22 protein-coding genes and 2 pseudogenes are annotated in these 26,512 nt (G+C 57.3%); 11 read left to right on the forward strand and 13 right to left on the reverse strand.

Going from position 1 to position 26,512, the window contains the following annotated elements; all coding sequences use genetic code 11:
• Positions 1 to 152: 152 nt before the first annotated feature.
• The 5 genes and pseudogenes from rluB to GTQ55_RS11495 all read right to left on the reverse strand — a co-directional run.
• A pseudogene (gene rluB, locus GTQ55_RS11475) lies at positions 153 to 977 on the reverse strand (23S rRNA pseudouridine(2605) synthase RluB); the annotation flags it as partial.
• Positions 974 to 1,984 carry an SMC-Scp complex subunit ScpB gene (scpB, locus tag GTQ55_RS11480; protein ID WP_161858858.1) on the reverse strand — a complete coding sequence of 337 codons (1,011 nt, stop codon included), beginning with the start codon at positions 1,982 to 1,984 and terminating at the stop codon, positions 974 to 976. The pseudogene rluB and the gene scpB, both read right to left, overlap by 4 nt.
• A 326-nt stretch (positions 1,985 to 2,310) precedes the next feature.
• Positions 2,311 to 3,204 (reverse strand): annotated as a pseudogene (locus tag GTQ55_RS11485) (segregation and condensation protein A); the annotation flags it as partial.
• Between the two features lie 159 nt (positions 3,205 to 3,363).
• A complete protein-coding gene (locus tag GTQ55_RS11490; protein ID WP_161858860.1) occupies positions 3,364 to 3,987 on the reverse strand; it encodes an L-threonylcarbamoyladenylate synthase in 624 nt (207 codons plus the stop codon).
• A gap of 37 nt (positions 3,988 to 4,024) precedes the next feature.
• Positions 4,025 to 4,960, reverse strand: coding sequence for a PHP domain-containing protein (locus GTQ55_RS11495; RefSeq protein WP_161858861.1), 936 nt, complete (start codon positions 4,958 to 4,960; stop codon positions 4,025 to 4,027).
• A 380-nt stretch (positions 4,961 to 5,340) separates the two neighbouring features.
• Here GTQ55_RS11495 and GTQ55_RS11500 point away from each other — a divergent pair, with 380 nt between their 5' ends.
• The 7 genes from GTQ55_RS11500 to GTQ55_RS11530 all read left to right on the forward strand — a co-directional run bounded on the left by GTQ55_RS11500 (position 5,341) and on the right by GTQ55_RS11530 (position 10,487).
• Complete coding sequence (locus GTQ55_RS11500; RefSeq protein ID WP_237567657.1) at positions 5,341 to 6,114, forward strand: VC0807 family protein; 774 nt, start codon at positions 5,341 to 5,343, stop codon at positions 6,112 to 6,114.
• 66 nt (positions 6,115 to 6,180) lie between these two features.
• On the forward strand, positions 6,181 to 6,480 hold the full coding sequence (locus GTQ55_RS11505) for a YciI family protein (protein WP_161858862.1): 300 nt from the start codon (positions 6,181 to 6,183) through the stop codon (positions 6,478 to 6,480).
• A 74-nt stretch (positions 6,481 to 6,554) separates the two neighbouring features.
• The gene (locus GTQ55_RS11510; protein ID WP_161858863.1) at positions 6,555 to 7,238 is read left to right on the forward strand and encodes a TIGR04211 family SH3 domain-containing protein; all 684 of its coding nucleotides are present in this window, start codon (positions 6,555 to 6,557) and stop codon (positions 7,236 to 7,238) included.
• A gap of 167 nt (positions 7,239 to 7,405) precedes the next feature.
• Positions 7,406 to 8,050, forward strand: coding sequence for a peptidylprolyl isomerase (locus tag GTQ55_RS11515; RefSeq protein ID WP_161858864.1), 645 nt, complete (start codon positions 7,406 to 7,408; stop codon positions 8,048 to 8,050).
• A complete protein-coding gene (locus GTQ55_RS11520) occupies positions 8,047 to 8,802 on the forward strand; it encodes a pyridoxine 5'-phosphate synthase (RefSeq protein ID WP_161858865.1) in 756 nt (251 codons plus the stop codon). The genes GTQ55_RS11515 and GTQ55_RS11520 overlap by 4 nt, the downstream gene beginning before the upstream one ends.
• Positions 8,803 to 9,720 carry a Rossmann-like and DUF2520 domain-containing protein gene (locus GTQ55_RS11525; protein WP_161858866.1) on the forward strand — a complete coding sequence of 306 codons (918 nt, stop codon included), beginning with the start codon at positions 8,803 to 8,805 and terminating at the stop codon, positions 9,718 to 9,720.
• The gene (locus tag GTQ55_RS11530; protein WP_161858867.1) at positions 9,717 to 10,487 is read left to right on the forward strand and encodes a TrmH family RNA methyltransferase; all 771 of its coding nucleotides are present in this window, start codon (positions 9,717 to 9,719) and stop codon (positions 10,485 to 10,487) included. Before GTQ55_RS11525 ends, GTQ55_RS11530 begins: the two co-directional genes overlap by 4 nt.
• Here the strand turns inward: GTQ55_RS11530 and GTQ55_RS11535 are convergent.
• Positions 10,465 to 10,716 (reverse strand): hypothetical protein, encoded by a 252-nt coding sequence (locus GTQ55_RS11535; protein ID WP_161858868.1) that lies wholly within the window; start codon positions 10,714 to 10,716, stop codon positions 10,465 to 10,467. The genes GTQ55_RS11530 and GTQ55_RS11535 overlap by 23 nt on opposite strands.
• A gap of 29 nt (positions 10,717 to 10,745) precedes the next feature.
• On the opposite strand from GTQ55_RS11535, the gene GTQ55_RS11540 reads away from it, so the two are divergent.
• Positions 10,746 to 11,837: an OmpA family protein gene (locus GTQ55_RS11540; RefSeq protein ID WP_161858869.1), complete on the forward strand. Its 1,092-nt coding sequence runs from the start codon at positions 10,746 to 10,748 to the stop codon at positions 11,835 to 11,837.
• Positions 11,838 to 12,489: 652 nt separating this feature from the next.
• Here the strand turns inward: GTQ55_RS11540 and GTQ55_RS11545 are convergent.
• From GTQ55_RS11545 to GTQ55_RS11560, 4 genes are read right to left on the reverse strand one after another with little or no spacing between them, the layout of a single operon-like run.
• Complete coding sequence (locus GTQ55_RS11545; protein WP_161858870.1) at positions 12,490 to 13,500, reverse strand: ABC transporter ATP-binding protein; 1,011 nt, start codon at positions 13,498 to 13,500, stop codon at positions 12,490 to 12,492.
• An 8-nt stretch (positions 13,501 to 13,508) separates the two neighbouring features.
• The gene (locus GTQ55_RS11550) at positions 13,509 to 15,032 is read right to left on the reverse strand and encodes an ABC transporter permease (protein WP_161858871.1); all 1,524 of its coding nucleotides are present in this window, start codon (positions 15,030 to 15,032) and stop codon (positions 13,509 to 13,511) included.
• Positions 15,029 to 16,066 (reverse strand): extracellular solute-binding protein, encoded by a 1,038-nt coding sequence (locus tag GTQ55_RS11555; protein ID WP_161858872.1) that lies wholly within the window; start codon positions 16,064 to 16,066, stop codon positions 15,029 to 15,031. The genes GTQ55_RS11550 and GTQ55_RS11555 overlap by 4 nt, the downstream gene beginning before the upstream one ends.
• A gap of 33 nt (positions 16,067 to 16,099) precedes the next feature.
• Positions 16,100 to 16,918 carry a hypothetical protein gene (locus GTQ55_RS11560; protein WP_202620612.1) on the reverse strand — a complete coding sequence of 273 codons (819 nt, stop codon included), beginning with the start codon at positions 16,916 to 16,918 and terminating at the stop codon, positions 16,100 to 16,102.
• A 526-nt stretch (positions 16,919 to 17,444) separates the two neighbouring features.
• On the opposite strand from GTQ55_RS11560, the gene GTQ55_RS11565 reads away from it, so the two are divergent.
• Both GTQ55_RS11565 and GTQ55_RS11570 read left to right on the forward strand, forming a co-directional pair.
• The gene (locus tag GTQ55_RS11565; RefSeq protein ID WP_161858873.1) at positions 17,445 to 18,857 is read left to right on the forward strand and encodes an adenylate/guanylate cyclase domain-containing protein; all 1,413 of its coding nucleotides are present in this window, start codon (positions 17,445 to 17,447) and stop codon (positions 18,855 to 18,857) included.
• Positions 18,850 to 19,950 carry a coiled-coil domain-containing protein gene (locus tag GTQ55_RS11570; RefSeq protein WP_161858874.1) on the forward strand — a complete coding sequence of 367 codons (1,101 nt, stop codon included), beginning with the start codon at positions 18,850 to 18,852 and terminating at the stop codon, positions 19,948 to 19,950. Before GTQ55_RS11565 ends, GTQ55_RS11570 begins: the two co-directional genes overlap by 8 nt.
• Positions 19,951 to 20,009: 59 nt before the next feature.
• Here the strand turns inward: GTQ55_RS11570 and xrtE are convergent, their stop codons facing one another.
• Positions 20,010 to 21,656, reverse strand: a complete 1,647-nt coding sequence (xrtE, locus tag GTQ55_RS11575) for an exosortase E/protease, VPEID-CTERM system (RefSeq protein WP_161858875.1) — start codon at positions 21,654 to 21,656, stop codon at positions 20,010 to 20,012.
• 100 nt (positions 21,657 to 21,756) lie between these two features.
• The gene (locus tag GTQ55_RS11580) at positions 21,757 to 22,032 is read right to left on the reverse strand and encodes a hypothetical protein (protein ID WP_161858876.1); all 276 of its coding nucleotides are present in this window, start codon (positions 22,030 to 22,032) and stop codon (positions 21,757 to 21,759) included.
• 962 nt (positions 22,033 to 22,994) lie between these two features.
• On the opposite strand from GTQ55_RS11580, the gene GTQ55_RS11585 reads away from it, so the two are divergent.
• On the forward strand, positions 22,995 to 24,710 hold the full coding sequence (locus GTQ55_RS11585) for a glycosyl hydrolase family 18 protein (protein ID WP_161858877.1): 1,716 nt from the start codon (positions 22,995 to 22,997) through the stop codon (positions 24,708 to 24,710).
• A 163-nt stretch (positions 24,711 to 24,873) separates the two neighbouring features.
• Here the strand turns inward: GTQ55_RS11585 and guaA are convergent, their stop codons facing one another.
• Positions 24,874 to 26,451, reverse strand: coding sequence for a glutamine-hydrolyzing GMP synthase (gene guaA, locus GTQ55_RS11590; protein WP_161858878.1), 1,578 nt, complete (start codon positions 26,449 to 26,451; stop codon positions 24,874 to 24,876).
• Positions 26,452 to 26,512 lie beyond the last annotated feature (61 nt).

A 26,512-nucleotide genomic window follows, 5' to 3' on the forward strand; every position in this document is an offset into this window, starting at 1 on the left:
CCCCGATAGCCGCCCTTTTCCTGAGCACCCCGCTCATAAGAAGTCTGGCCATGCGCAGCTTTTCCAGCAGCGCCCTTCACCGGAGTTGCTCTACCCGCCGCCGGTTTATCAGGTGCACTCTTGACCGGTGTCCGCCCGCCGGATGGGGCTGGAGATTTACGCAGTTTGCGACGCTGGCGTTGCAGTGTTTCTTTCTCCGCCTGGGTCAGTGGCCGCTGGCCCAGTTTCGGCAATCCTGCGGTGATGCAAAGGTCGTCGATTTCTTTCGGCTCCATCTCGACCCATTGGCCAACGCGCACATGTGAGGGGATAAACACGCTGCCGTAACGCACACGCTTGAGTCGGCTTACCCGCACGCCCTGGGATTCCCACAGGCGGCGCACTTCACGGTTGCGTCCTTCCATGACCACACAGTAGAACCAGCGATTGGTGCCTTCACCTCCGCTCTCGACGATATCGGTGAACCGCGCCTGCCCGTCATCCAGTAATACGCCCTTGGTCAGGCGTTTTTTCATTTCATCGTCCACCTGCCCCTGGATACGCACCAGGTACTCCCGGTCAATGACTGATGACGGGTGCATCAGCTTGTTCGCCAACTCACCACTATTGGTGAACAACAACAAGCCACTGGTATTGAAGTCCAGGCGGCCTACAGAAATCCAACGGCCACTTTTCAGGCGCGGCAGCCGGTCGTATACCGTAGGACGACCTTCCGGGTCATGGCGGGAACAGATCTCGCCGATTGGCTTGTTGTACAGAATTACTCGCAGGCGATTTTCATCACCGCCGGGCAGGCGCTTGCCGTCAAATTCGACTTGATCGTCTTCGGTTACCCGTTCGCCGAGGCCAGCTACTTCACCATTAACGGTCACACGACCAGCTTCGATGGCACGTTCCATTTCCCGGCGTGAACCGAGGCCCGCGCGGGCCAGGACTTTTTGCAGTTTTTCGCCCGCTGGCGCTGCGTCATTACTCATGAATTGAGGTTTTCCGGGGATTTGTTTTCATCTTCACTGACGGCTTCCTGCTCGGGCAATTCCTGAGCCTCTGGCGCCTCATCAAGCTCATCAACACTGTCAGAGAGTGCCGCGTCGCCGGACTCCTCTGAAAGCGATGCATCTTGATCAGTCACATCGTGTTCAATTGAAACCTGCGCAATAGGTTCCTGTTCCGCTGGCTCGGCTTGCGGGCTTTCCGCATCTTCAGCGTAGTCTTCCGCGGCCGCTTGCTGCGCGCTGTCTACTTCGGTATCAGATTGCTCATCAGGGTCTGAGCCGTCCGCTTCAGCGACCGCTTCGCCCTCAGCCTCCGGCGCTTCGAAGTCATCCTTCTCTGCGGCATCAGGGTCCGCATTCTCGCCCTCAGCAGATTCACCGGCAGCCTGCTCCGGATCAGCGTCCGCGCCAGCCGGCGTGTTGCCCTCACCCAGATCGAGCGCTGCATTCAGGCTTTCAATATCGCGAATTTCCGCCAGTGTCGGCAGTTCTTCGAGACTCTTGAGATTGAAGTAATCGAGAAATTCCCGGGTGGTCGCATAAAGTGACGGTTTGCCGGGTACGTCGCGCTGTCCCACTACTTTGATCCAACCGCGTTCCGACAAACTCTTCACAATATGAGAGCTCACCGCGACGCCGCGAATCTCCTCGATATCGCCGCGCGTAATCGGCTGGCGATAAGCGATGATGGCAAGAGTTTCCAGTGTGGCGCGAGAGTATTTTTGCGGTTTTTCTTCCCACAGCTTGTTGACCCAGGGTGCCAGGTCTTCCGGCACCTGGAAGCGCCAACCACTGGCCACCTGTTTGAGCTCGAATCCGCGCTCTGCACAGTTTTCTGCGATCTGCTCCAGCGCTTCACGCAGAGCAGCTTTCTCGGGTCGCTCACCTTCCTCGATCAGGGCCAGGAGGCGGTCTTCCGACAGCGGCTGTGCCGCTGCCAGCAGTGCGCCTTCTACAATCCGGCGCAGTAATTCCGGGGCAATAGTCATCTAATTGCGTTCACTTGCTAACGGCTGAACAGCGACGGGGCTGTTTCAGCTTCGGGTTCTTGTTCGCTATCCGACGCCTCCAGGGCGCCAGGCTCCTCACCAGACCGGTCGTCCGACTGTTCGCCAGAGCTCGACTCGCCTGCTTCAGGCATTCCATTCACTTCATTCGTTGCATCAGGCGCAACTTCGGATTCTGAATCAACCGTCGACACAGCCGTTTCCGGCTCGCCTTCATCGAACACGTCGATTTCGCCGGATTCAGCGTCTTCCTGATTGTCTGCGAATGCCTCCGGCTGACCATCCGGCTCATCCGAAACCTGCTCAACCTCCCCTCGTGCGCGCACATGAATCGCGCCGAAGGCCTCATTCTGCACCAGTTCCACCAGGGACTCTTTTACCAGCTCCATCACCGCGAGGAAGGTGACCACCACGCCCAGACGCCCTTCTTCCGCCCGGAACAGGCTGACGAAGGGCACAAACTGTCGGTGGCGGATCTTATCCAGCACCTGGGTCATCCGCTCCCGGGTGGAGAGTTTTTCTTTCTCTACCTGGTGACTCTCGAACATATCTGCGCGGCGCAATACATCCGCCAGCGCAACCAGCACTTCTTTCAGGTTCACTTCCGGCTCCGGCCGGGTGAGCTTGCGATCGGGGCCGGCGGCACTGGCCTGATGGATATCGCGGCCCATACGCGGCAGCTCGTCGACGTCCTCCGCCGCGGTCTTGAAACGCTCATACTCCTGCAGACGGCGGATCAGCGCGGCACGGGGGTCCTCGCCCTCCTCTTCTTCCGCTTCAGGCGGACGCGGCAGCAACATGCGCGATTTGATCTCCGCCAGCATCGCGGCCATCACCAGATACTCCGCAGCAAGTTCAAAGCGGATGGCGGTCATCATGTCCACATAGGTCATGTACTGACGGGTGATATCGGCAACGTTGATCTCGAGAATGTCGAGGTTCTGGCGGCGAATCAGATACAGAAGCAGGTCAAGCGGGCCTTCGAAGGCTTCAAGAATCACTTCCAGCGCATCCGGCGGGATATACAGGTCGCTGGGCAGATCGGTAAACGCCTTGCCCTCAACCATGGCAAACGGCATTTCCCCCTGGCGGGGACCGCCAGTGCGTGACTGGTCAGCCGGCTCTGCACTCTTGTCACTACCGGCATCCGCCGAGACATCGCCAGCGCCACCGGCACTGGTATCTGCCGTCGCCTCTTCCACAGCGGCGGCCGCAGCCTCTACCGGGTCGGAATGTTTGTCACGCACGGCATCGTCGTCCCCTCCGGTTTCACCGGGGGCGACCGCGATCGCTTCTTCTAATTCTTCACTGGACACACTGCAGTCCTTGGGCAAAACCAAACGCGCGATTATACATCAGTGTCAGCCGAGAATTTCATCAATCGCACCGCAACCCTGACGCACCAGTACTGCTTCATCGCCGGTCAGATCAACCACGGTAGTGGCTTCCAGCCCGCAGAAACCGCCGTCGATTACCAGTTCTACCTGGTGCTCGAGGGTCTCACGGATATCGTAGGGGTCGGTCAGAGGCTGTTCTTCCCCGGGCATAATCAGACTGCAGCTCATCAACGGCTCGCCCAGCACGGATATCAGCCCCTGCACAATGGGGTTGTCCGGCACGCGCAGGCCAATCGTCTTGCGCTTGGGATGCAGCAGCCGGCGCGGCACTTCGGAGGTGGCCGGCATAATAAAGGTGTATGGACCGGGGGTATGGTTCTTCAGGAGGCGGAACATCTGATTGTCCACCTTGGCATAACTGGCCAGTTCCGACAGATCCCGGCACATCAGGGTGAAATTGTGATTCTTATCCAGCTGCCGCAGGGCACGAATACGCTCCACCGCGAGCTTGTCCCCCACCCGACAGCCAATGGCATAGGCGGAATCGGTGGGAAATACGATCACCCCACCGGAGGACACGATATCTGCCGCCTGATCGATCAGACGCGACTGTGGGTTTTCCGGGTGAATCTGGAAGAACTGCGCCACTACTTTACCCCCTGAAGACAAAATATGAGACCAATTGCTATTGAACCTGAATGGCGCCAGTTTGCCACAGATTCCACACTGGCTCGACGCCTGCAGGCAGCCGTACGCAACCCAATGCGCGCCATGGCTGATCCGGCTGGTGGAAATCGCTACCCAGCGACGCCAGTAACGGCGACCCCGGCCGCCCATCTTGCCCACTCAGTGCGGCAACCCGCTCAACCAGGCTGAGGATCTCGCGGGTTTGCACCGGGTTCTGCTGCCCACACACGACCTCGACGGCATCACCGCCGGCCCGCTGGAAGTCAACCAGAAGCGCCTGCAAGCGCGTGCGCGTGAGGCCATATTTCAGCGGGTGTGCCAGTACCGCCGCACCTCGGCTCGCGCGGATGCTGTCCACGGTATCGCCCACCTCCGGCCAGGGCACTGCGACATCCCCAATTTTGCCAGCGCCAAGATAGCGCTTGAATGCCTTTGCCGTATCGGTCACATGCCCTTCTTCCACCATCCAGCGGGCAAAGTGCGGCCGACCAATCACACCAGGACCCGCCAGTGCCCGAGCACCCTCATACGCGCCGGCAAACCCGCGCTTTTCCAACCGTTCGGCAATTTGCAGAGCCCGTGTGTGGCGCAGCCCGTCGCGCTCCAAGATTGCCCGCTTGAGCGCAGTGGCTTCACAGTCAACGTTCAGCCCGACAACGTGCACCACCCGCCGCCCCCAGCGCGCGGTAAGTTCGATTCCCGGCAACAACGAGACCCCATGGCGGCAAGCTTCCTCACGCGCTTCAGCAACCCCCGCAACGGTATCGTGGTCGGTCAACGCCAATAATGTTACGCCAGCAGATTTCGCCCTCGACACCAGCGCCGCAGGGCTTAAAATACCGTCAGATGCGGTGCTGTGGCAGTGCAGGTCTACCTGACCAGCCAGTGCTTGAGCAGTCAGCCCGGGACGAGCAATAGGGATTTCAGAGGCCATACTCAAAATTCTTTGTTGGTTTCCCGCGGAAAGTGAAACCGTGTTCTGGATAGCGCGCAGTTTGCAGAACGGTTCTCCCGCCCGCCAGTTCGCGGTGTACGTGGACAGGAATAATGGGTTGAACTTTAACGCTGCTCTGCCGTCTAATGCCACTGCAGTACAAACTGCAGCAAGTAGACGGCCATGCCAAGTTAGGCAAGCTAGGACAAGTAGACACGACCTGTGGTCACCAAAGTGCCATGGCATCGTGAACACACCCGCAGCCTGTGGCGCGTCAGACCGGCTAACCGGTTTCAGGGATAAGGCCCCGCGAACGGGGATCCAATTTCGCCACTGACAGCTGTACCGTCAGCCAGCGGGCATTATCACCGGAACAGACCATGACCGATAGCAACCAGAGTAATCCAGTCCAGCCGACCAGCGACACCGCCGGGCAATATGCAACGGGGGAACGGCCCAAGTCGGAGCAGGCGCCGCAGAAAGAGAGCCTGCTCGCAAACCTGGCCCTCAACATAGTTATCCCGACCCTGATCCTGACCAAGCTTTCGGGCGATGACTGGCTGGGCACCAAGTGGGCTATTGTAGTGGCACTGGCCTTTCCGCTGGCTTATGGCTTGCGGGACCTGCAGCGCTCCGGCAAGGTCAACTTTTTTTCCGCGCTCGGAATCATCAGTATCCTGCTTACCGGCGGCATGAGCCTGCTGGAGCTGGACGCTAAATATATTGCCATCAAGGAAGCCGCCATCCCCGGCCTGCTGGGTATCGCCACTATTGCCAGCCTGTACACACGCTGGCCGCTGGTGCGCACCCTGATCTATAACGACCGCATTCTCGACACCGGGAAAATCGCCCGCAGCCTGAATTCCAATGGCAATGAGACCGCGTTTGAGCGGACGCTGCAGCACGCTTCGTGGATGATCGCCGGCTCCTTCTTTCTGTCCTCGACACTGAATTACATTCTCGCCGAGGTACTGCTGAAGAGCCCGCCCGGCACCGCCGCATTCAATGAGGAGCTCGGCAAAATGACCGCGCTCAGTTTCCCGGTAATTGCCCTGCCCGCCACCATCATTTTGATGCTGGTGCTGGTGTTCCTGTTTCGCCGTATCGGCAAACTGACCGGTTTGAAACTGGAAGAAATACTGGTGCAGCAGTAACAGGGGTTATTGCTGTCGTATTGCCGCGAATTAATAAAAACGGAACTCAGGAAACAGAAATTATTTATGTGGTACGCCATTATCAGCCAGGATGTCGAAAACAGTCTGCCTCTGCGCAAATCCGCCCGCCCGCAGCACATTGCGCGCCTGAATGCGCTCAAGGACCAGGGGCGACTGCTGATCGCTGGCCCTCACCCCGCGATTGACAGCGAAGATCCGGGAGAAGCAGGTTTTTCCGGTAGCCTTGTGGTCGCTGAGTTTGCGTCACTGGAGGAAGCCAAGGCCTGGGCAGATGCCGATCCGTATATGGAAGCAGGTGTCTACTCCGACGTCACCGTCAAACCCTATAAGCTGGTGCTGCCCTGATCCACGGATCGGCGACCACCAGCCAGTATTAACGCACCATAAATACATATTCAGTACCCGATTTACCCCAGACCATGAAAAAACTATTCAACACTCTCGCCGCCTCCATGATCGCCCTAGCGGCCAGTCACAGCCAGGCGATCAGCTCCGAACGCTACATTACCGACGAGCTCCATGTTCCCATGCGCTCAGGCCAGGGTAACGAGTTCCGTATTCTGCACCGCGGCCTGCCCAGCGGAACCAAACTCACACTACTGCAGGACTCCCCGGACACGGGATGGGCCCAGGTGCGCACGCCAGGTGGTGAAGAAGGCTGGGTGCGTCGACAGTACCTGGAAGCCGAGCCCGTCGCCAAACTGAAACTCGCTCAGGCGGAAGCGCGGCTCGAGCACATCGAAAGCCTGCAGGGCAACCTCGGTGGCGAAGTGCGTCGCCTGGAAGAAAGCAACAGTAAATTGACCACCGCACTGAAAGCGGAACAGGAGCGGGCCAAAACACTGGCCAAAGAGCTGAAAGAACTGAAGTCTCTATCCTCCGATGCGGTAGCGCTCAACCAGCGCCACCAGAAGCTGCTCAATCAACACGAGCTACTGAAGCAAAAACAGGCGATGAACCAGGCAGAGATCCAGCGCCTGTCCAGCAGTGAAACCCAGAAGTGGTACATGTACGGCGCCATCTCCGTTTTGATGGGTGCAATTCTGGCGATGATTGCCCCGCACTTCCGGCCCCGTAAACGTAACTCCGAATGGGCCAACTAGTTGGCTGCTGAAAAGTCGCCATGACTTCTCACCGCGGGCATCTCGACCCGAGGGAAACGGCTTTCCCACAACACTGAGCAGCGGTTAGAATTTCATAACCGGCTCACAAGGCCCGGTCAGAGACCGGGCCTTTTTGTTTTTGAAGGAACATAACCAGAGACTACCGTATGAAGCTTGCCACCAAGTTCAACACCCTGATCGCCACCGTACTGCTGTGTTTTTCCAGCGTTTCCCTGGCTATCGCCAACAACCCGCGGGTGGAGCTGGAGACAGACCTGGGTACCATCGAGCTGGTACTTTATGCCGACAAGGCCCCGCAGACGGTGGAAAACTTTCTCGCATACGTCGATAGCGGGTTTTACGACGGCACCATTTTTCACCGGGTGATCCCGGGCTTTATGGCCCAGGGCGGCGGCTTCACCTTTGACTTCCAGGAAAAGCCCACCCGCGACCCGGTGCCCAATGAGTCCGACAACGGGCTCTCCAATGAGCGCGGCACCATCGCCATGGCGCGCACCAATGATCCCGACAGTGCAACCGCCCAATTCTTTATCAACCTGGTGGACAACAGCCGCCTCGACGGCAGCGCTAACAAGCCCGGCTACACCGTGTTCGGAAAAGTGTTGCTGGGAATGAGTGTGGTCCAGCAGGTCGCAGCAGAGCCTCGCGGCCAGCACAAGGCGTTCCGTGACGCGCCCAACACCCCGGTGCGTATACTGAAAGCGAGGCGCAAAGATGGCGATACCAGCTCGGACATGAAAACTGACAGCAGCGCCCAGTCCAAGACCGAAACCGGAGGCACTAGCCAGTGATTGCTCTCAGCGTCAATCTCAACAAGATCGCCCTGATCCGAAATTCTCGTGAAGGCAACTTCCCCGACGTCGTGGCTCACGCCCGCACCTGCCTGGACGCCGGCGCCGATGGCATTACTGTGCACCCCCGCCCCGATCAGCGGCATATCCGCCCGCACGATGTGCGCGACCTCTCCTCCCTGTGTGCTGCGCGTAACATCGAATTCAATGTGGAAGGCAACCCTTTCGCCGGCCCCGCCGGCAGTTACCCCGGCCTGCTGCCGCTGGTACTGGAAACCAAGCCACAACAGTGCACCCTGGTACCCGACAGCAACGACCAGCTGACGTCCGACCACGGGTTTGACCTGAAAAAAGATGGTGCCCGGCTGGAGCCCATCATCCAGCAGCTGCGCGATGCGGGCATCCGTGTCAGCCTGTTCATGGACCCTGACAAGACCCAGATCGGTCTCGCCAAAGAAGTAGGGGCCGATCGCATCGAACTCTACACAGGCCCCTATGCGGAAGCTGTTGCGCGCCAGAGCAAAGACCTCGACCCCATTTTCGCCGCCCACTGTGCGGCCGCAGAGCATGCGCTGCACCTGGGCCTCGGTATCAACGCCGGGCACGATCTCAATCTGATCAACCTTCCCCGCTACCGCACCCTGCCCGGTTTGCAGGAAGTATCCATTGGCCACGCACTGACCGTTGATGCGATCAACATGGGCCTGGCCAACGCGGTGGTGGCCTACGTCAATTGCCTGGCGGGGAAGTAATTGCATACCCTGAATATCATCGGTGCGGGAAATCTTGGCCGCACGCTGGCGCGATTGTGGCGCGAGCGCCAGGTATTCCACATTGGGAGCATCTGCAATCGCAGCTTGGCCAGCGCCGGTGAAGCCGCGGAATTTGTTGGTGCAGGCACTGCCACTGCCGACATAGCGTCGATGGCACCCGCCGACTTCTGGCTGATCGCAGTCGCTGACGACAGCATCGAGCATGTCGCCGCCGAACTCGCCGCACATCTCCACAACGTGCCCGCGGAACAGGGCACAACCGATGCTCGTCCCGTGGTTTTTCACTGCAGTGGCGCCCTGTCCTCCAGCGCGCTCTCTGCCTGTAAACACGCCAGCCTCGCCAGTACTCACCCGGTACACAGCTTTGCCAGTCCACTGCGCTCGCTGGAAGACCTGCCCGGCTCTACTGTCGCACTTGAGGGGGATAGCGTCGCCAGGAAAGCACTTGGTGAAGCCTTCAGCCTGCTGGGCTGCAGCTGCATTACTCTCAGCCCCGAGCAGAAAGTGCTGTATCACACCGGCTCAGTGATGGCCTGCAATTATCTCACTGCCCTGATGGCGCTCAGCCTGCAGACATTTGCCGCCGCCGGTATCGACGCGGATACCGCGCGACAACTGCTGGCGCCGATCGTCATGCAGACCGCAAAAAACAACCTCGCACTGGGCCCGGAAAAAGCGCTCACCGGCCCTCTGGCCCGAGGAGATATTCGCACTGTGACTCGCCAGCTCACGGCACTGTCAGAGCTCGCCAGGGCACAACCGGAAAGCGACACGCCGACCTTGGCGGAAGTGTATCGCCTCCTCGGACAGGCGGCGCTGCCGCTGGCCAAAAAAGCCGGCCTGGACGAATCCACCGCACAACAATTTCACACTCTTTTTAACGAACAGAAGCCGTGACCGACTCCCCTGAATACCTGAAGAAACGCGCCTTTTTCGACAGCCTGCTGACCATTTACGGGCGCAAGCCGGTACTGGAAGCACTGGAAGACCAGAGCCTCCCGGTGCACAAATTGCATCTGGCGGACAGTAATCGCAAAGACCAGCTGATCTCCCGCATCGAGCAACTGGCCGCAGAACGCAAGATTGACGTTGCGCACTGCGACCGAAAGGAGCTGTCTCGCATTTCCAAAAATGCACGGCAGGATCAAGGCGTAGCGCTGGATCTGGCATTGCCTCACTACGGAACCGCCGAAACGTTTCTGGAAGAAAATAGCGATACGCATTTTGAGCTGCTGGCACTGGATGGCATCACCAACCCGCAGAACCTCGGCATGATCATCCGCTCAGCCTGTGCCGGCGGCATAGACGGCATTATTCTGCCCCGCAAGGGCTGCGCCCAGATAGATCCACTGGTCATCAAGGCCAGTGTGGGCACCCTGTTCAAGACCCGGATCCTGCGCTGTGACCAGCTGGCACCGGTGCTGGAACAGTTTGCCAAACGGGGAGCCAGAGTCTGCGCACTGTCTTCCCACGCACATGAAACGCTGCAAACCATCGACGACGAAAAACCCAACATTTTTGTACTCGGCAATGAGACCCACGGTGTCGGCCCCGCTGTCGATAAAGCCTGCACGCACCGGCTACGCATTCCCATGCAGAATGGCGTTGAAAGTCTCAACGTTGCGATTACCGCGGCACTGATCAGCTTTCGCCACCAGAGCTGAATTTACCGCCGACCTCGCCGCCCGGAATTATCATTTTCGGGCGCATCCTCTTCCCCAAAAAAAAATCCCCGCCAATTTTTGCCGCTTCGCCTCCTGTATCACTGGCAAAGTCGCCAAGATCAACTAAAACGTAACGGGTATAAACCGGATTCCTTTTTCCGGTCATAAATTTGGCGCGGCTTTTACTGCCACACCCACGCCAACCAAATACGACTTCTGACTGAACCAATAATCAACACAACACCAAGGAAGCCATTTATGCCCTCAACACACGTGTCGATTAAAAGAATCGCGGGGATTGCGCTGGTTGCGGCATTAACCACCAGCACGCAGGTGATCGCCCAGGAGGAGCGGTATATCGATATCATGCCGTTCCTCACCCGCGTCGATGAAGAGCGCAATACCGAGCGACAGGCCGCCGGCTTACGCACCGCCTTCGGCTGGCAGACGCAGGGCAACTGGTATACGGAAGTTCAGCTGTTTGGCACCAAGCTCGATGGAGATGACAATAATTTGATCGCCCCCCCGCCTCTGTTTTCCGGTGAGCTTTACCCCAGTGGTGACAATGAGGTCGCCGGGCTTGGCATGGATGCGGTGTACAGTTTCAACGGCCGCAACGGTTACTCACCATTCCTGTTGGGCGGCGTCGGTGTAGCCCACAACAATACGAAGTTCGATTACGGCTACGATGAAACCAACGCCTTTGTTAACCTTGGCTTCGGTATCACCAGTGGTGCCATCAGTAAAGATGGCCTGAAAATACGCGCGGAGGTGCGCTATGTCCGGGACTTCTTTGCCGGAGACATGAACGATTGGCAATTTGGTTTTGGCCTGAGTATTCCGCTCAGCTGCCCACCGGTCGCCACGCCGGTTGCCGCACCGCCCCCCCCCGAACCCGAGCCTGAAATCATCAACGTCGATAGTGATGGCGATGGTGTTCTCGACCGCAATGATCGATGCCCGAATACGCTGGCCGGCGCCGAAGTAGACCAGTACGGCTGTGTGGTCGCCAACCAGACCATCACCCTGGAAAACATCCAGTTTGAATTTAATTCCGCCACACTGACCGCCAGAGCCGAAACTTCACTGGATAAAGTGGTCCAGTCACTGCGTGACCAGACCAACACCCAGGTGGAAGTTGCCGGACACACTGACAGCCAGGGTAATGACAGCTACAACCTGCGCCTCTCCGGCCAGCGGGCCGAGTCCGTAAGACGTTATCTGGTGCAAAATGGCATCAGCGCCTCACGCATTACCGCCAAGGGCTACGGGGAGACCCAGCCCGTCGCCACCAACGCAACAGAGGCCGGCCGGGCACAAAACCGCCGGGTGGAACTGACATTCCGTTGATCCGGTATGACAATCTGACATAGGGGTCAGCCCAGCTAAATAATGGGCTGACTTATCTCTCTGGGGATATCAGCACCCTGAGTAGCACAAAATCCGGCAATTGCCGGATTTTTTTATTCACAATCCACAGAAACTGTGGATATGTCTGTGAACAAGGGTCGGGAAAACGCCGCCAGCCCGCATTATTCCGTCATAACCACTCTGTGAAGAAAATTTGACCAAATGCTTTTGTCTTTTAAAATCAACAACTTACAAATAATTCCGAAACAGTATTGACAAATTACACGCGTAACTGATTTGCCCAAAGCGTTCATAGCACGCTGTGGAAAGCTTTTTCAGCTAGCCCAAAAGAGCTACAGAAAATCACGCCGGAATAACAAGTGATCACTGAAAAATCAGCACCGCCCGGTCAACAAGTGCAAAATAACCACAGATTTGGCTGCTGCACCACTTTGGTTCCCAGCGCACCAGGCTCGCGCTGGCAAACAGCGCACAGAATCAACAGCATGCTAATTGGACAGGCCCGGGAGAATCTGCGGCAGACCGGTTTTTTGGCAAGACGGGATAGCGGCCTCCACCGACAATGCGGAGGTGGCGAGCACGCGGGTGGAATAGGCAGTGGCGCAGGAATCAAGTCTCCCGCGCCAGCGAATCAGGAGCGGGCAAAGGCCGCCAGAGGGTGGGTGGTGATTATGGCAAGCTGCACGCGATCACCAGGCTCCGCATGCACTTCATGACTGGTACGCACGCGAACCTGCGACCCACTGGCGACAGTCACCGCGTAAAGCCGCGAGCATCCTTCGTAACGGACCCAGTCGACCATGCCATTACCACTCACCGAGGGGACCAGGGACAGGTCATCCGGGCGCATCAGCAAATCCACTGCCCCACTGGCACCCTTGATCGGGATACCGGGGGCCATACCCAGCTCGGTTTCCACCTGTGCCTGTTGCAGGTGTCCGGGCAGGAAACTCGCCTCGCCGAGAAAGCGCGCCACAAACCGGCTGGCCGGCTCAGAAAAGCAGCGCTCGGGTGTATCCAGTTGCTCCAGTTCGCCGCCGTTCAGCACCCCTACCCGGTCACCAATGGAAAGCGCCTCTTCCTGGTCGTGGGTAACCCAGATCGCAGGCACGCCGGCCGCTTTCAGCGCCTCGCGGATTTCCCAGCGCAGGCTGTCTTTCAGTGCCGCATCCAGGTTGGACAGGGGCTCATCCAGCAGGATAAATGCCGGTTCATGCGCGAGGGTACGCGCCAGTGCGACCCGCTGCTTCTGCCCTCCGGAAAGACTCGCCGGCTTTACGTGACGAAAATCCTCAAGCCCAAGTAATTTCAGCCAGTGATCCGCCAGCGCATTGTCTTTGAGGCGAAAGCAGACATTCTCCTGCACCGTCAGGTGCGGAAACAGCGCGAAATCCTGGAACACCATACCCACATTGCGCTTTTCTGGTGGTACCGACTTGCTCGGCGTAGAGCGCCAGGGGCCAAGCTGGATTTCCCCACCGGAAATCGGGATCAGACCAGCCAGCGCCTGCAGAATGGTCGTTTTACCGCAGCCTGTGGGCCCCACCAGCATCAGAACTTCATCGTCCCCGAGTGCAAGGTCCAGGTTCTTTACCACCTGGGTAGAACCGTAATTAACAGAAAGATTACTTACTTTCAGCATGGCTGCGCTTATTTCCCAGTAACATCAAATTCCGCCCGACGTTCGCCGGACAACATCAGCGCAAGTCCCAGCGCAGACATTAATACCAGCAACAGGCCGGGGATGGCCGCGCGGCCAAAATACCCTGCCTCATACACCCGCCACAAGTAAGTCGCCAGGGTTTCGAAACCCGTCGGCCCGAGCATGAGGGTTGCAGGCAACTCCCGCATTGCCTCCAGAAACACCAGCGCCGCCCCGGCCACCATGCCCCGCAGGGTCAGTGGCAGCGTAATTCGCTGAAAGGCTTCCCGCGGGCTGGCCCCAAGTAGTCGCGCGGCTTTTACCAGGCTGGGATCCAGGCCCTCGGCGGTAGAGCGCACGGAGCCAACCGCCAGCGGCAAGAACCGCAGCACATAGGCCAGCACCAGCAGAGCCAGGGTCTGGTAAAGAAGCGGCAACTGCAGCCCGACATATACCAACGCGGTACCCATGACGATGCCCGGTACCCCAAACCCAAAATAGGTCAGGCGTTCCATAAATCGCCCGGCGCGACCGGCGATCGCCGCATGCGCCACCGGAATCGCAAGTACCACGGCCACCAGCGCAGCAAGGAAAGAGGCGTGGGCAGAGTTCCAGGCGTAAGTGGCATCAAACCCACCTGTGCCTTCGCGCAACAGCCATGTGCCAAAGACCAAAAGAGGCAACACAATGGCGAGTAGCGTCACCGGCGCGATCGACAGCGCCATCATTAACTTGTGTCCGCGAGATGGCCAGAGCGTGAGGTGGCGGCCGGGTTTTTCCTTGCTACCGCGCACGCGGGATTCCAGAAACAGCACCAGCCCCACGATTACCAGCAGTTGCAGGGATAACATCGCCGCCTGGCTGAGACCAAACGCGTTGTACTCGACAAAAATCACGCGGGTGAAAGTGTCCAGGCGCATGATCGCCGGAGTCCCGAAATCCGACAGCGAATAGAGGGCAACCAGCAAGGCGCCAGCAGCAATCCCCGTCACCACCCGCGGCAACACCACTCGCCACAAACTGGCGCCAATTGTCATCCCCAGGGTACGCGCCGCGTTGACCAGACTGGCATCCAGACTCAACAGGGATGCGCGGGTCGTCAACATCACGAATGGGTAGGAGTAGAGCGTCATCACCAGTGTCGCGCCCGCGAGACCATTGACGGTGGGCATCGGCAAGCCCAGCCATTGCTGGATTTCGCCACCCCGCCCGAAAGCCGCATACAGGGTAAAGGCACCGATATAACTGGGGATGGCCAGTGGCGCGGCGAGGAGAATCAACCAGAACTTGCGCCAGGGCAACTGAACGTAAGCAGTGATCAGCGCCAGCGGCACCCCGATCGCAACAGAGCCGAGTACCGTAAACAGCATCAGCAGGAGAGTATTGGTGAGGACCTTCAGGTTGTGCGCATCAAACAACTGCGCGCTGTCAGAAGCGAGCCCAACGAGCACGCCCACCGGCACAAATGCCAGCAATGCGATCACCAGTGCCAGCGGGTACGACGCGGGCCATCGTCCGGGCCGGAGGTTCATAGAACCCCGACACGGCGCATCAGGTTGAGCGTGGGTCGCAGGTCCGCCAGTTGCGTCAGGTCAACCTTGGGCGGAGAGATGGTGCTCAGAGGCGGCAGACCTTGTGGCGGTTTCACACCATTGACCAGGGGGATTTCGTAGGCTTCAGTCGCGAGATAAGACTGAACCTCTCTGGTCAGCAGGTAGCGGATAAAGTTTATCGGCAGATCACCCTCGGAGAGCGCCAGAATACCGGAGGCATTCACCAGGCAGCCCGCATCATTGTTGGTAAACGCAAGATCCACTTTTGCATCCGGTTTACCATTTTTCAAACGCAGGGTGTAGTAATGGTTGGCGAATCCCAGGTCCACTTCCCCGCGCTCTACCGCCATCACAACACCCAGCTCACCGGCATAACTGGTCGCATTCCGGCTGACTCCGCGCAGCCATTCTTCCGTGGCCTTCTCACCCTGCAAAAGACGCATCGCGGTGACAAAAGACTGGAAAGAGGCGTAGGCCGGGGCCCAGCCGATGGCAAATTCGCTGTCCGCCAGTGCCATCACACTGTCCGGGATCTGATCAGGTGTCAGGCGTTCAGTATTGTACGGCAGGGTACGAATGCGCCCGGAGACCGGCGCCCACTGCGGGTACCGGAAACCGGGCTTGAGCTGGCCGGTCAGGTCTGCGGGAAGCGGTCGCGCAAGCCCGGCATCACTCACCAGGCCTACCGCACCGGAGTCCACCGCCCAGAAAACGTCTGCCCGACGCACACCCGCTTTGGCCTCGGCAACGATACTATTCGCCAGAGCGGCGGTAGCGCCGCGGCGGATCTGCAGGTTCAAGTTGGGGTTGCGCTTGCGGATGGCCTCGAGGACATTCTCGTAAAGGCCGCCCTCACCTCTCCCGAGGTAAAGGGTGAGGTCTCCTTCCAGCTTCGGCAACTCATCGACCGAAACAGCCCCGGCTTCCGCCGCAAGGCTGCGCTGGATCGATATCGGCAAGCAGCTGATAGCACCAACCGCAGCCAGATTGTGTAAAAAAGCTCTGCGCTGCACGTATTGTCCTTACTGTGACGTTTGCAACCGGACTTAAAAAACGTCCTTGCGTTTTTTCTCCGCTTCCACGAGAAGCGACTTGGCTTTATCCAGTTTGACCTGCATGGATTCCACCACTTTGCGCACGTCATCAACGCTGGTTTTACCATCCAGCGCTTGCGGCAGGGTCACGTTGAAATCTTTTTCCAGATCTTCCACCAGTGCCGCATCCTGCTCAATCAGCGCCCCCTCTACCCCTTCGAAGCGGTGCAGGTAGGTGTCGTGAACGATGGAAGTGGCCGCCTCCGGCAGCTTCTCCGCGTATTTTGCCACAACCCGATCCAGGCGGTGTTTTATGTCATCCAGCGTTTCGGGCATGGTGGTAGGTTCAGCTTCGGTCGTCTGGACCTTCGCCAGAAGACCTTTCTCCTGATATTGGGAAGCGAGCTTCACCGCACCCAGCGCCTGCCAGAAGGCACTGTTCAGTTTGTCTTGCTCGGCACGCACTTCGGCAACGGGCTTACCGGCCTCAATCGCCTGCTTGATGCCGTAAATTCCCTGCCAGATGTTGGCGTAGACAGGAACATAGTTGGTTTCGATCGCGGAGTGAAAATCCACTTCTTCCCAGAACTCGACCAGCTGCTGGGTATCGGTGGCCTTCTTGCCTTTCGCTTCGTAGGTGTCCACAACACCGTCATACTTGCCGATCAGCCAGTTCACTTCTTCGGAGTACTGCCCCAGGTGCCCTTTCAGGTCGTTGACATGGTCACCGATGGCACCGTTGGCAGATGCCTGACCTGCGGCCAGCAGAGCGATCAGGCCAAATACCAGGCCCAGTCCGCGATTCTTCCGTAAACGTTCTAGAGATTGCATAGTCACTCCTGATTTTCGAACCCCGCAAATGATACTCATTATCAAAGGCAAGATAAAGCGCTGTTAAAGGCACCCGTGCATCTGTGATCGAACAGGTCCTGATCACTTCATTCGGAGGGTTTCGTTGCGACTGATGGTGGTATTGAGAATCTGTTCGCCGCTCCCCGTCGCGGCAGAATCCTACCAGCCCGGGGCAGGCATTTCACCCACTTAATCGGCGCGTAAGTGCTGAATACAGCCGAAGGGAGCACTGGTCATCTTGCGGATTTGCTCCGGCCTGCCGGCCGGAGCCCGACAACGCGAGATGACGATGATTAACAGACCGTAGATGGCTAGTCTTACCAGTGCCCAAGAGCTGGTATAGTGGCCCCCCTCACCCCAAATAGCGGTGCCCAACTGAAGGAGAACACCCCCGTTGATCACTAAGGCCAAAGCTACCCTGCAGCACATTGCTAACGGTCTACAAGTGCGCCTTAACCGGTGTTTACCGCGCCGCGTCCCGATCGCGTTCAAACTGGCGCTGGTTATGACGCTCCTTCTGGTACTGGGGATGGCGAGCCTCGGTCTGTTTATCAGCGATAACCAGAACCGTTTGCTGCGCACACAATTGCATGATTTCGGCAACACCATGGCATTACAGCTGGCGAAACTGGCCAGCGAACCCATTCTGTCAGAGAACAGCCTGAACCTGCGCATGCTGACCACCAACCTGGGGCAAGACGAAAAAGTCCTTGGCGCGGGCATCTACGCCCACGATGGCAGACTGCTGTCGGCAACGGGCATCCAGCCTGACCTGACTGCTGCCGCTTTTGAATCCGCGGAAACGTTTGCTTACCCGTGGTTTCGACAAACCACCGATGGATCTCCGGAACGCCTGATCAGCTTTATAACACCCGCCACCTACCAGGGTGTCCGCGCCGGTTCGGTGATGGTAACCCTGTCAGCATCACAGATGGACCAGGCCACGGTCAGTGCACGTAATGCCATTGTCTACGCCACGCTCGCCATGACCCTTCTCGCGTCCTTGCTCGCCTACTGGCTGAGCCGACGCCTGTCACTGCCGATCCATCATTTGATGGAAGCAACCCGGGCCATAGGTCGCGGCGATCTGGCAATCCGCATCAATCAGCAACGTAATGACGAGATCGGATATCTATTCGAAGGGTTCAACAACATGGCCGCCGGGCTATTAAAGAAGTCTCAGGTTGAGCAGGTCTTTTCCCGCTACGTGTCGAAAAATGTTGCCGACCGGGTACTCGCCAACCTGGACGAGGTCCGCCTGGTCGACCGACCGATCGAGGCAACAGTCCTGTTCGCGGATATCACCGGTTTTACCGCGATGTCAGAAAAGCTGCAGCCAAGTCAGGTTTCCGAACTGCTAAATGAATATTTCTCTCACATCTCGCATGCCTGCTCATTGTACGGTGGCGTCGTCGACAAATTTATCGGCGACTGTGCGATGCTGGCATTCGGCGTGCTGGAAGATGATACCGACCACGCGTTCAACGCGGTCAGCTGCGCAGTATTGATTCAACAGCTCGCGGCGCGGCTAAATGAACAGCGCCGGGCGGATGGCCGTCCCGAGGTGCATTTCCGCATCGGCATCAACTGCGGCGCAATGCTGGCTGGTAATCTAGGCTCCGACGAGCGGATGGAGTACACCGTGGTTGGCGATGCCGTCAACCTGGCATCCAGACTGTGCAGCGAGGCCCAGCCAGATCAAATCATTGTACGGCAGCAGCTGTATACCATGCTGCAGCCACGCATCGTCGCAAAGGCCGAGCGGACCATCCCGATTCGCGGAAAATCGGCGCCGGTCGGGATTTATTCAATCCAGAATATCCATCAAAAAGGCCAACAGGTTCTCGAGTCCAACCTGCAAAAATTACTGGATGCCCAACCCTCGCAAAAGAGCCGACGAGCGGTCGACCATGCATAATCGCCGGCTACCGTTTATAGGGTTTCTGCTGTTGCCCATATTCCAGATATTGCCTGGGTGTAGCCTGATTGCGACACCACAGAAAATGCTGGAAGGGTTTCCACCAGACACGGTACAGCAGGTACGCCGACAGTCAGCCGAACTCGACCAACTACAAGACATGAGCACAGCGACACCCGCTCAGCAACAAGCAATCAAACAATTACACACCAGCCTGCGGCAATTCGAGAACGATGTAATCAGCACGGCAAGCCGCTTCGAAAAGCAGGGCGACTGGCACCGCGCGGAGCAGGTATTGGAGGGCGCCATACGCGCCCTGCCGGACAGCCAGGAACTGGCTTCCGCCCGGCAAGCGTTTTCAGAGCGACGTGACTTGCGCGAAGCACGGCTGCGCATGGAACTGGCAATTCACGAAGGGGAGCAATTACTGAAAGACGTCGACGCCTACCACCGTCTGCAACAGCTTCAGGGCCCCGGCGTAATGACCTGGCTGGAACAGAAAAACTTTCATCGAAAGCGTCGGGAATCAGCAGAAACGCTACACGAGTACTCGCAACTGGCCCTGCAGCGAAAGGACTACGTACAGGCACAGCGCGGCTTGAAGATCGCACAGCGCCTGTATGGCGACGACCTCGATCAAGACCAGAACCAGAGGCAACAGATAGAGCGGGAGCTGGCCCAGGTAAACCGCGAAATTCGCCAATCAAAACCGCAACCGGCTAAACCAGCCAAAGCCTCACGAAAAAACGCCAACGAGATACCGCTCAAGGAGCTGCAAGAGGCACTAAGCGCCGGCGACCTGCTCGGCGCTCGAAAGCAACTGAATCGACTGCGGCAACAGTGGCCAGAACATCCGCAGCTATTGTTTCTGCAATCAGAGCTTCAGCGACAGGTGGATACCCAGGTCGAAATCGCAATCAAGCGCGGTAACTATTTATACAGCCAGGGCGAAATCGAGCGCGCCCTGGAAGCTTGGCGCGAAGCAAAAGCCCTGGCACCGGAGAATGTCGAATTGCAGGCGAACATCGTCCGGGCCGAAAAAGTACTGGAAAACCTGAAAGCACTGTCAGCCCCATTTGGCATCAAGCACTAAATTTCACCCTAACCCCGCCCCACTTCTCGCTAGCCGGCCGCGGAAATAACTTTCAAATACTAGATCATACTCCACTGACCGGTGTACGCCGCGAATATAAATACGAGTAAATTGGTAGTGGCATGTGCTGTTATGGCATCTCCGACGTGCCGTGAACGCAGGCGTACATAGGCATAGATAAGCCCTGCAATGGTGCCCGCCACCCAGGCACCGTGCAGAGCGCCAAAGGCCAAAGATGAAACCAATACTCCAGTAACCGACCAGGGAAGCGCGCCATGCGTATAGTTGGGTGAGCGGCTGAGCTTACACAATAAATAGCCTCGAAATGCCAACTCTTCTGCGATTGGGACCGTAATTGCCGCCCCCAAAAACCTCAACGCCAGCCATAAGCCCGACCAAAGTTCAGGCGTGCCCCGCAGCATTTGCGAAAATGCCTGATCGGCTTCCACCCCAGTGTTGAAAAGCAACACAACCCAAATCACGGCCGCCCCTACTCCAGCGCCAAGTGCTTGAAAGCTAGGACGATATGGTATCAGGCGCAAGACAGGCCAAAACCAGGCTAGCGTAACCAGTACGGCAATAACACGCACCGGATATAACCAAATAAATTCGGACGAAAACGCCGACGTCAGCAAATCTGCAGCCAGTAACACGATCAAGGGCATAAGCGCGGCGGTGGCCCGCGCGCCATTGGTACGCTCAAGAGGCTCTGCGGCTTTGCGCGCCTGCGGCACTGTTCCTGTGTCAGCCCGCATTACAAAGCGCCAGTGGCTTGCAAACCAAAGGAGGCCAAACGAGGTAAGGATAAATAAAATCCATCCAGCCTGAGAATGAAAACCTCCTATAGCGACGTCCGCCGACCAGTAATAACCCAGCGCGACCAAGACTGCGATACGCACCACATTGAGCAGCCAGATAACCACTACACCCAGAGGAAACAGGACAAAGGCTCGAGGGAAGCGAAATTCTTTGCGGTTGAGATACAGATACAAGGCCAGAAAAGCAGAAATTAATCCGACACCTTCATAACCGGAGCATGCCGGCGCCACACTGACAAGAAAGTCACCCATGCCGAGTACTTTCTGACTCGGCTCGACCACCACCAGCTGGGGATTAAGCTGCGCCAGTAGATTGGAAGAGAAAACAAACGTTAAAGTGCTGAGTGGCCCCCAAAGACTGCCCGCCATTACAGTGAAAAGCCAAATCGCTGCCGTGACCAGGGCAGCAACAACAATAGGCTTCCGATAACGTACTGTTGTCCGCAACCAGAATCGTATAGGTGCAATCATCAGTAGCCAGCACACCAAACTTGTAATCAGCGCACCAAACCAGAACAAGTATGGAAGTATGCCGAGTTGGCCAGCCTCACCAGCGAACTCAAAAATCAGGAGTGAACTCTGCAGGAGAACCCAATAACTTAACAGCTGTGGCAGCAAGTAGACGCCAACACGCCTGATATCCGCTTCAAGCCTTACACTGTGTAACACCGAGCGCAGTTCTCGCTTAAGCAGGAGACACAATAGCGCCACATACAAAACGGCGATTTTCGCCGCCTTCCCGAGGTACCCAAAAAGTACTCGCCACCCATCGGTGGCGCCCTCCATTACCAGGGTATAGGCATCGAAACGCTGACTGATATAAAGCAGCTGTAGTACCAGTAGAAACGCAACGCCCAGCGGAAAGATCGCCCTGAAATGCTTAAGCAAAAGGCATTCCCTACCCAAGTGATATAAAGCTATATTTTCGTCAAAAAAAACCCCGGCCGTGAAAGCCGGGGTTTTGACATTCCTCGATTAAGCCTCCAGATTATTTGGAGGAGCGTCTTTCACGACGAACAGCGACCAGTCCCGCCAGCAGGGCGAATGCGATGCCTGCACCCGCAGTGTCAATTTCAGGAACAGAGTGCGCTTCTTTAGCACCCCCATGCTTTACACTGCCTTTACGCTCATTACCGCCTTCACGCTTGTGATCAAGATGCTGTTTCTTATCACCATCATCATGGGCACTGCGTTTGCCGTCAGCAAATGCCATAGGTGATGCAAGCAACAACAAGGCAAGACTGGCAAAAATATACTTTTTCATTAATTTTTCCCTTTAAATACTGCTGTTTTTCAGCGAGTACCCCTTTAAGTTCAGCTCCATGAACCGGATTATTGCCCACTTGGATAAACCAAGTGGCATGCCACCACGAAATAAGCTATTTAAACGATGACTTGGAGAACATCTCCCCATCAACAACAGTAACCAGCGACATACTGACAAGAAGTGGGGAAGCCAGAGGAAGGTTTACAGCCATTGCGTCCGGTTCGATTTTATCGCCACACACGGCCTGAACCGGATTGATAGCGTGACAGAGATCCAAACCCAAATGTGACGCAGGCCCACTTTTTTGGCGTTTAGCAAGAGTAAACGCCATTTCCACCCGGGTCTAGTAGCTATTCCCGCCAGATATCCAGCAATCAAACTTAATGACACCGAATTCAACGCGAGTTAATAAAATCTCGCCCGGGAACTTCCTGGATCCACTCAAATTTTCGCCATCGGCTTACTCGTTAACAGTGTTGCCGATGATTATGCGCTTGGCTTCCGGCTCGTCGACGTCGGTGAGACCCGAGAGGAACGGAGCCCGTAGCAGAACAAAAACCCACATAAAATAATAATGTCGCAAATATCAACCAAACTTACACATAAAAAAAGAACAAATACCTATCCGCCACTGGAATCAAATGACAATCGGGCGTATCTTCGACAACGTACAAATGACAACGCTATCATTTTCTGGTGACAGCGCTGTCCATTGCCGTCGGTGACTTGCGTGGCATCTGCCGCGACAGCACGGGGAGAGGTCGCCGCAGTTTCCTGCCGGCCACCGGCACAACAATTTGTACATTCATGTGGACTATCTCGCTGTAGCAGTAATAGAGAAAGCAACAGTGAGGTCGCGGCGGGGGATTCGCGGGGTTTGCGCATTGATTCGCCGTTGACCTTTTCGGTTTCAAACCAAGATGTTTCAAACCAGAATCACGGTGAACAAGGTGAAAAAAATGAAAATAACGACGTATTTACGGCTGACGGCGGCGACGCTGCTCGGCTTATTGGCCGGGCAGGCGTACGCCTACGACTGCGGGGGCCTTCAAGTTTATGTGGATGGCAGCACCTACAGCACGGGCGACACGGTGCAGAACAATTCGGTGGCCTACAACTGCAAGGTTGGCGGATGGTGCACGGTTGGTGGCCCCTACGCGCCCGGTGAAGGCTGGGCCTGGACCGAGGCCTGGTCCGATCTGGGTGCCTGTGACGGCAGCTCCTCTTCCAGTTCGTCATCCTCTTCATCCAGCAGTTCCTCTTCATCCAGTAGCTCCTCTTCCGGCGGAAGCTCCAGCGGTTCAACCAGCTGCAACAACTTGCCGGTATGGGATGCGACGACAGTTTATGTTGGCGGCAATGCCGTACAGCACTCAAGTGTGAAATACACCGCCAAGTGGTGGACCCAGGGCGACAACCCGAGCCAGGGCGGTGAATACGGCGTGTGGCGCAACGACGGTTCCTGTTCCGGTAGTTCCTCAAGTTCCAGCTCTTCCAGCTCCTCTGGTGGCTCCTCCGGCGGTTCCTCTTCCAGCAGCTCGTCAAGTGGCGCCTCTTCCAGTGGCGGAAGCCGACTGGGCGGTTACTTCGTGCAGTGGGGCGTGTACCAGCGCAATTACCATGTGAAAAATATCGTCACCAGCGGATCCGCCGAGAAACTGACTCACATTTACTACGCCTTCGGCAACGTGCAGAACGGCCAGTGCACCATCGGCGACTCCTATGCGGATTACGACCGGTTCTACAGCGCTGCAGAGAGCGTGGATGGCCAGGCGGATACCTGGGATACCGGTGCGCTGCGCGGCAGCTTCAACCAGTTGCGCAAGTTGAAGCAGATGTACCCACACATCAAAGTGCTGTGGTCCTTTGGCGGCTGGACCTGGTCCGGCGGCTTCGGTCAGGCAGCTCAGAACCCTCAGGCGTTTGCCGATTCCTGCTACAACCTGCTGCACGACCCGCGCTGGGATGGGGTGTTTGACGGCATCGACCTCGACTGGGAATATCCGAATGCCTGCGGCCTCAGCTGCGACACCAGCGGATACTCTTCACTGACCAATGTCATGGAAGCCATGCGCGCGCGTTTCGGCAATGAACTGGTCACCGCGGCGATTACTGCCGATGGCACCGCCGGTGGCAAGATCGATGCGGCAGATTATGCCGGTGCTTCCCAGTACGTCGATTTCTACAATGTCATGACCTATGACTTCTTCGGCGCATTCGACGCGGACGGCCCCACTGCCCCGCACTCGGCCCTGTATGACTACCCGGGAATTCCGAATGCCGGCTTCTATTCAGACCGCGCCATCCAGGCACTGAAGAACAAGGGCGTGCCCGCAAGCAAGCTCAACCTGGGTATCGGCTTCTACGGTCGCGGCTGGACCGGCGTCAGCCAGTCTGCCCCGGGCGGCTCCGCCACCGGCGCTGCAGCCGGTTCCTATGAGCCTGGAATCGAAGACTACAAGGTATTGAAGAATACCTGCCCGGCAACCGGCCTGGTGGCGGGTACTGCCTATGCGTTCTGCGGCAACAACTGGTGGAGCTATGACACTCCGTCCACCATCTCCGGCAAGATGCAGTACATTGCCGATCAGGATCTCGGGGGATCTTTCTTCTGGGAACTGAGCGGTGACACCGGCAATGGCGAACTGATTGAGGCCATGCACAGTAATCAATAATTTGAAATGAAGTAATGCTCTGCGGGCCTTGTGGCCCGCAGAGCAGACTGTTTCAAGAGAAGCTGCAATAGCTTGAAAACAAAAACCCAGCGCAAGCGCTGGGTTTTTTGATTAGCGGATTTTGAATTCCAGGCGATCAATCGCGCCCGTAATTCTCACCCGGTCACTCCCACTCAATCGTCGCCGGCGGCTTGCTGGAAACGTCGTAGGCCACACGGGAGATATTCTCGATCTCGTTGATGATGCGGTTGGATACCTTCTCGATCAGCTCGTAGGGCAGATGTGCCCAGCGCGCGGTCATAAAGTCCACAGTTTCTACCGCGCGCAGCGCCACCACATATTCATAGCGGCGGCCATCACCCACTACCCCCACTGACTTGACCGGCAGGAACACCACAAACGCCTGGCTGGTCTTGTGGTACCAGTCTGCGTTGTGCAGCTCTTCGATAAAGATCGCGTCCGCTTCGCGCAGGATATCCGCATACTCTTTTTTCACTTCGCCGAGGATGCGCACACCCAGACCCGGACCCGGGAATGGATGGCGGTAGACCATGTCGTAGGGCAGGCCCAGCTCCAGGCCGATCTTACGCACCTCATCCTTGAACAGTTCGCGCAGTGGCTCAACCAGTTCCAGCGCCATGTCTTCCGGCAAGCCACCCACGTTGTGGTGGGACTTGATCACATGCGCCTTACCGGTTTTGGCGGCGGCAGATTCGATCACGTCCGGATAGATGGTGCCCTGGGCCAGGAACTTCACACCTTTCAGCTTGGCTGCTTCCTCGTCGAAAATTTCGATGAAGGTGTTGCCGATAACCTTGCGCTTGGCTTCCGGTTCGTCGACACCGGCGAGACGGGAGAGGAACTGCTCTTCGGCATCAGCGCGAATAACCTTGACACCCATGTTGTCGGCGAACATCTTCATCACCTGATCGCCTTCGTTCTTGCGCAGCAGGCCGTTGTCTACGAACACACAGGTGAGCTGATCGCCGATGGCCTTATGCAACAATGCGGCCACCACGGAGCTGTCAACACCGCCGGACAATCCCAGCAGCACCTTGGAATCCCCGACCTGTGCGCGCACTTTGGCGATGGAGTCCTCGATAATATTTTCCGGGGTCCACAGTTTTTCACAGCCACACAGCTGGATCACAAAGTGTTCGTAAATGCGGGTGCCCTGGAGGGTGTGGGTTACTTCCGGGTGGAACTGTACGCCGAAGAAATTTTTCTCGGCATTGTACATACCCGCGATCGGGCAAGACGGGGTAGAAGCCATCAGCTCGAAGCCCTCTGGCATCTTCACCACTTTGTCGCCATGACTCATCCATACATCGAGCAGCGCACTGCCTGAGTCGTCCAGATGGTCCTTGATTTCGTGCAGCAGTGCGGACTGCCCCTCTACTTTCACCTGCGCGTAACCAAACTCGCGCACATTACTGCCTTCTACCGCACCGCCCAACTGGTGTGCCATGGTCTGCATGCCGTAACAGATGCCGAGTACCGGCACACCCAGTTCGAACACCGCCTGCGGCGCGCGCGGAGAACCGGCCTCCGGTACAGACTCCGGGCCACCAGCGAGAATGATGCCCCTTGGGTTGTACTCGCGGATCTCCTCGTCGGTCATATCGAACGCGCGGATCTCGGAAAACACCCCCAGTTCACGCACTCGGCGGGCGATCAGCTGGGTGTACTGGGAACCGAAGTCGAGGATCAGGATTCGGCTGGAATGGATATCTTGGCTCATGGCTTTCTCGTAACGGTTTTATAAACGGCAAACGGACCCTGAGAGGTCCGTTTGCGGTTCA

It is taken from the genome of Microbulbifer hydrolyticus (assembly GCF_009931115.1).
GTDB lineage: Bacteria > Pseudomonadota > Gammaproteobacteria > Pseudomonadales > Cellvibrionaceae > Microbulbifer > Microbulbifer hydrolyticus.

What these genes read in the sequence shown, in the direction of transcription:
- scpB (WP_161858858.1), bottom strand. Translation starts at nt 1,984, where the DNA reads ATGACTATTGCCCCGGAATTACTGCGCCGGATTGTAGAAGGCGCACTG.
- GTQ55_RS11495 (WP_161858861.1), bottom strand. Translation starts at nt 4,960, where the DNA reads ATGGCCTCTGAAATCCCTATTGCTCGTCCCGGGCTGACTGCTCAAGCA.
- GTQ55_RS11500 (WP_237567657.1), top strand. Translation starts at nt 5,341, where the DNA reads ATGACCGATAGCAACCAGAGTAATCCAGTCCAGCCGACCAGCGACACC.
- GTQ55_RS11505 (WP_161858862.1), top strand. Translation starts at nt 6,181, where the DNA reads ATGTGGTACGCCATTATCAGCCAGGATGTCGAAAACAGTCTGCCTCTG.
- GTQ55_RS11510 (WP_161858863.1), top strand. Translation starts at nt 6,555, where the DNA reads ATGAAAAAACTATTCAACACTCTCGCCGCCTCCATGATCGCCCTAGCG.
- GTQ55_RS11515 (WP_161858864.1), top strand. Translation starts at nt 7,406, where the DNA reads ATGAAGCTTGCCACCAAGTTCAACACCCTGATCGCCACCGTACTGCTG.
- GTQ55_RS11540 (WP_161858869.1), top strand. Translation starts at nt 10,746, where the DNA reads ATGCCCTCAACACACGTGTCGATTAAAAGAATCGCGGGGATTGCGCTG.
- GTQ55_RS11545 (WP_161858870.1), bottom strand. Translation starts at nt 13,500, where the DNA reads ATGCTGAAAGTAAGTAATCTTTCTGTTAATTACGGTTCTACCCAGGTG.
- GTQ55_RS11550 (WP_161858871.1), bottom strand. Translation starts at nt 15,032, where the DNA reads ATGAACCTCCGGCCCGGACGATGGCCCGCGTCGTACCCGCTGGCACTG.
- GTQ55_RS11560 (WP_202620612.1), bottom strand. Translation starts at nt 16,918, where the DNA reads ATGCAATCTCTAGAACGTTTACGGAAGAATCGCGGACTGGGCCTGGTA.
- GTQ55_RS11565 (WP_161858873.1), top strand. Translation starts at nt 17,445, where the DNA reads ATGACGCTCCTTCTGGTACTGGGGATGGCGAGCCTCGGTCTGTTTATC.
- GTQ55_RS11570 (WP_161858874.1), top strand. Translation starts at nt 18,850, where the DNA reads ATGCATAATCGCCGGCTACCGTTTATAGGGTTTCTGCTGTTGCCCATA.
- GTQ55_RS11580 (WP_161858876.1), bottom strand. Translation starts at nt 22,032, where the DNA reads ATGAAAAAGTATATTTTTGCCAGTCTTGCCTTGTTGTTGCTTGCATCA.
- GTQ55_RS11585 (WP_161858877.1), top strand. Translation starts at nt 22,995, where the DNA reads ATGAAAATAACGACGTATTTACGGCTGACGGCGGCGACGCTGCTCGGC.
- guaA (WP_161858878.1), bottom strand. Translation starts at nt 26,451, where the DNA reads ATGAGCCAAGATATCCATTCCAGCCGAATCCTGATCCTCGACTTCGGT.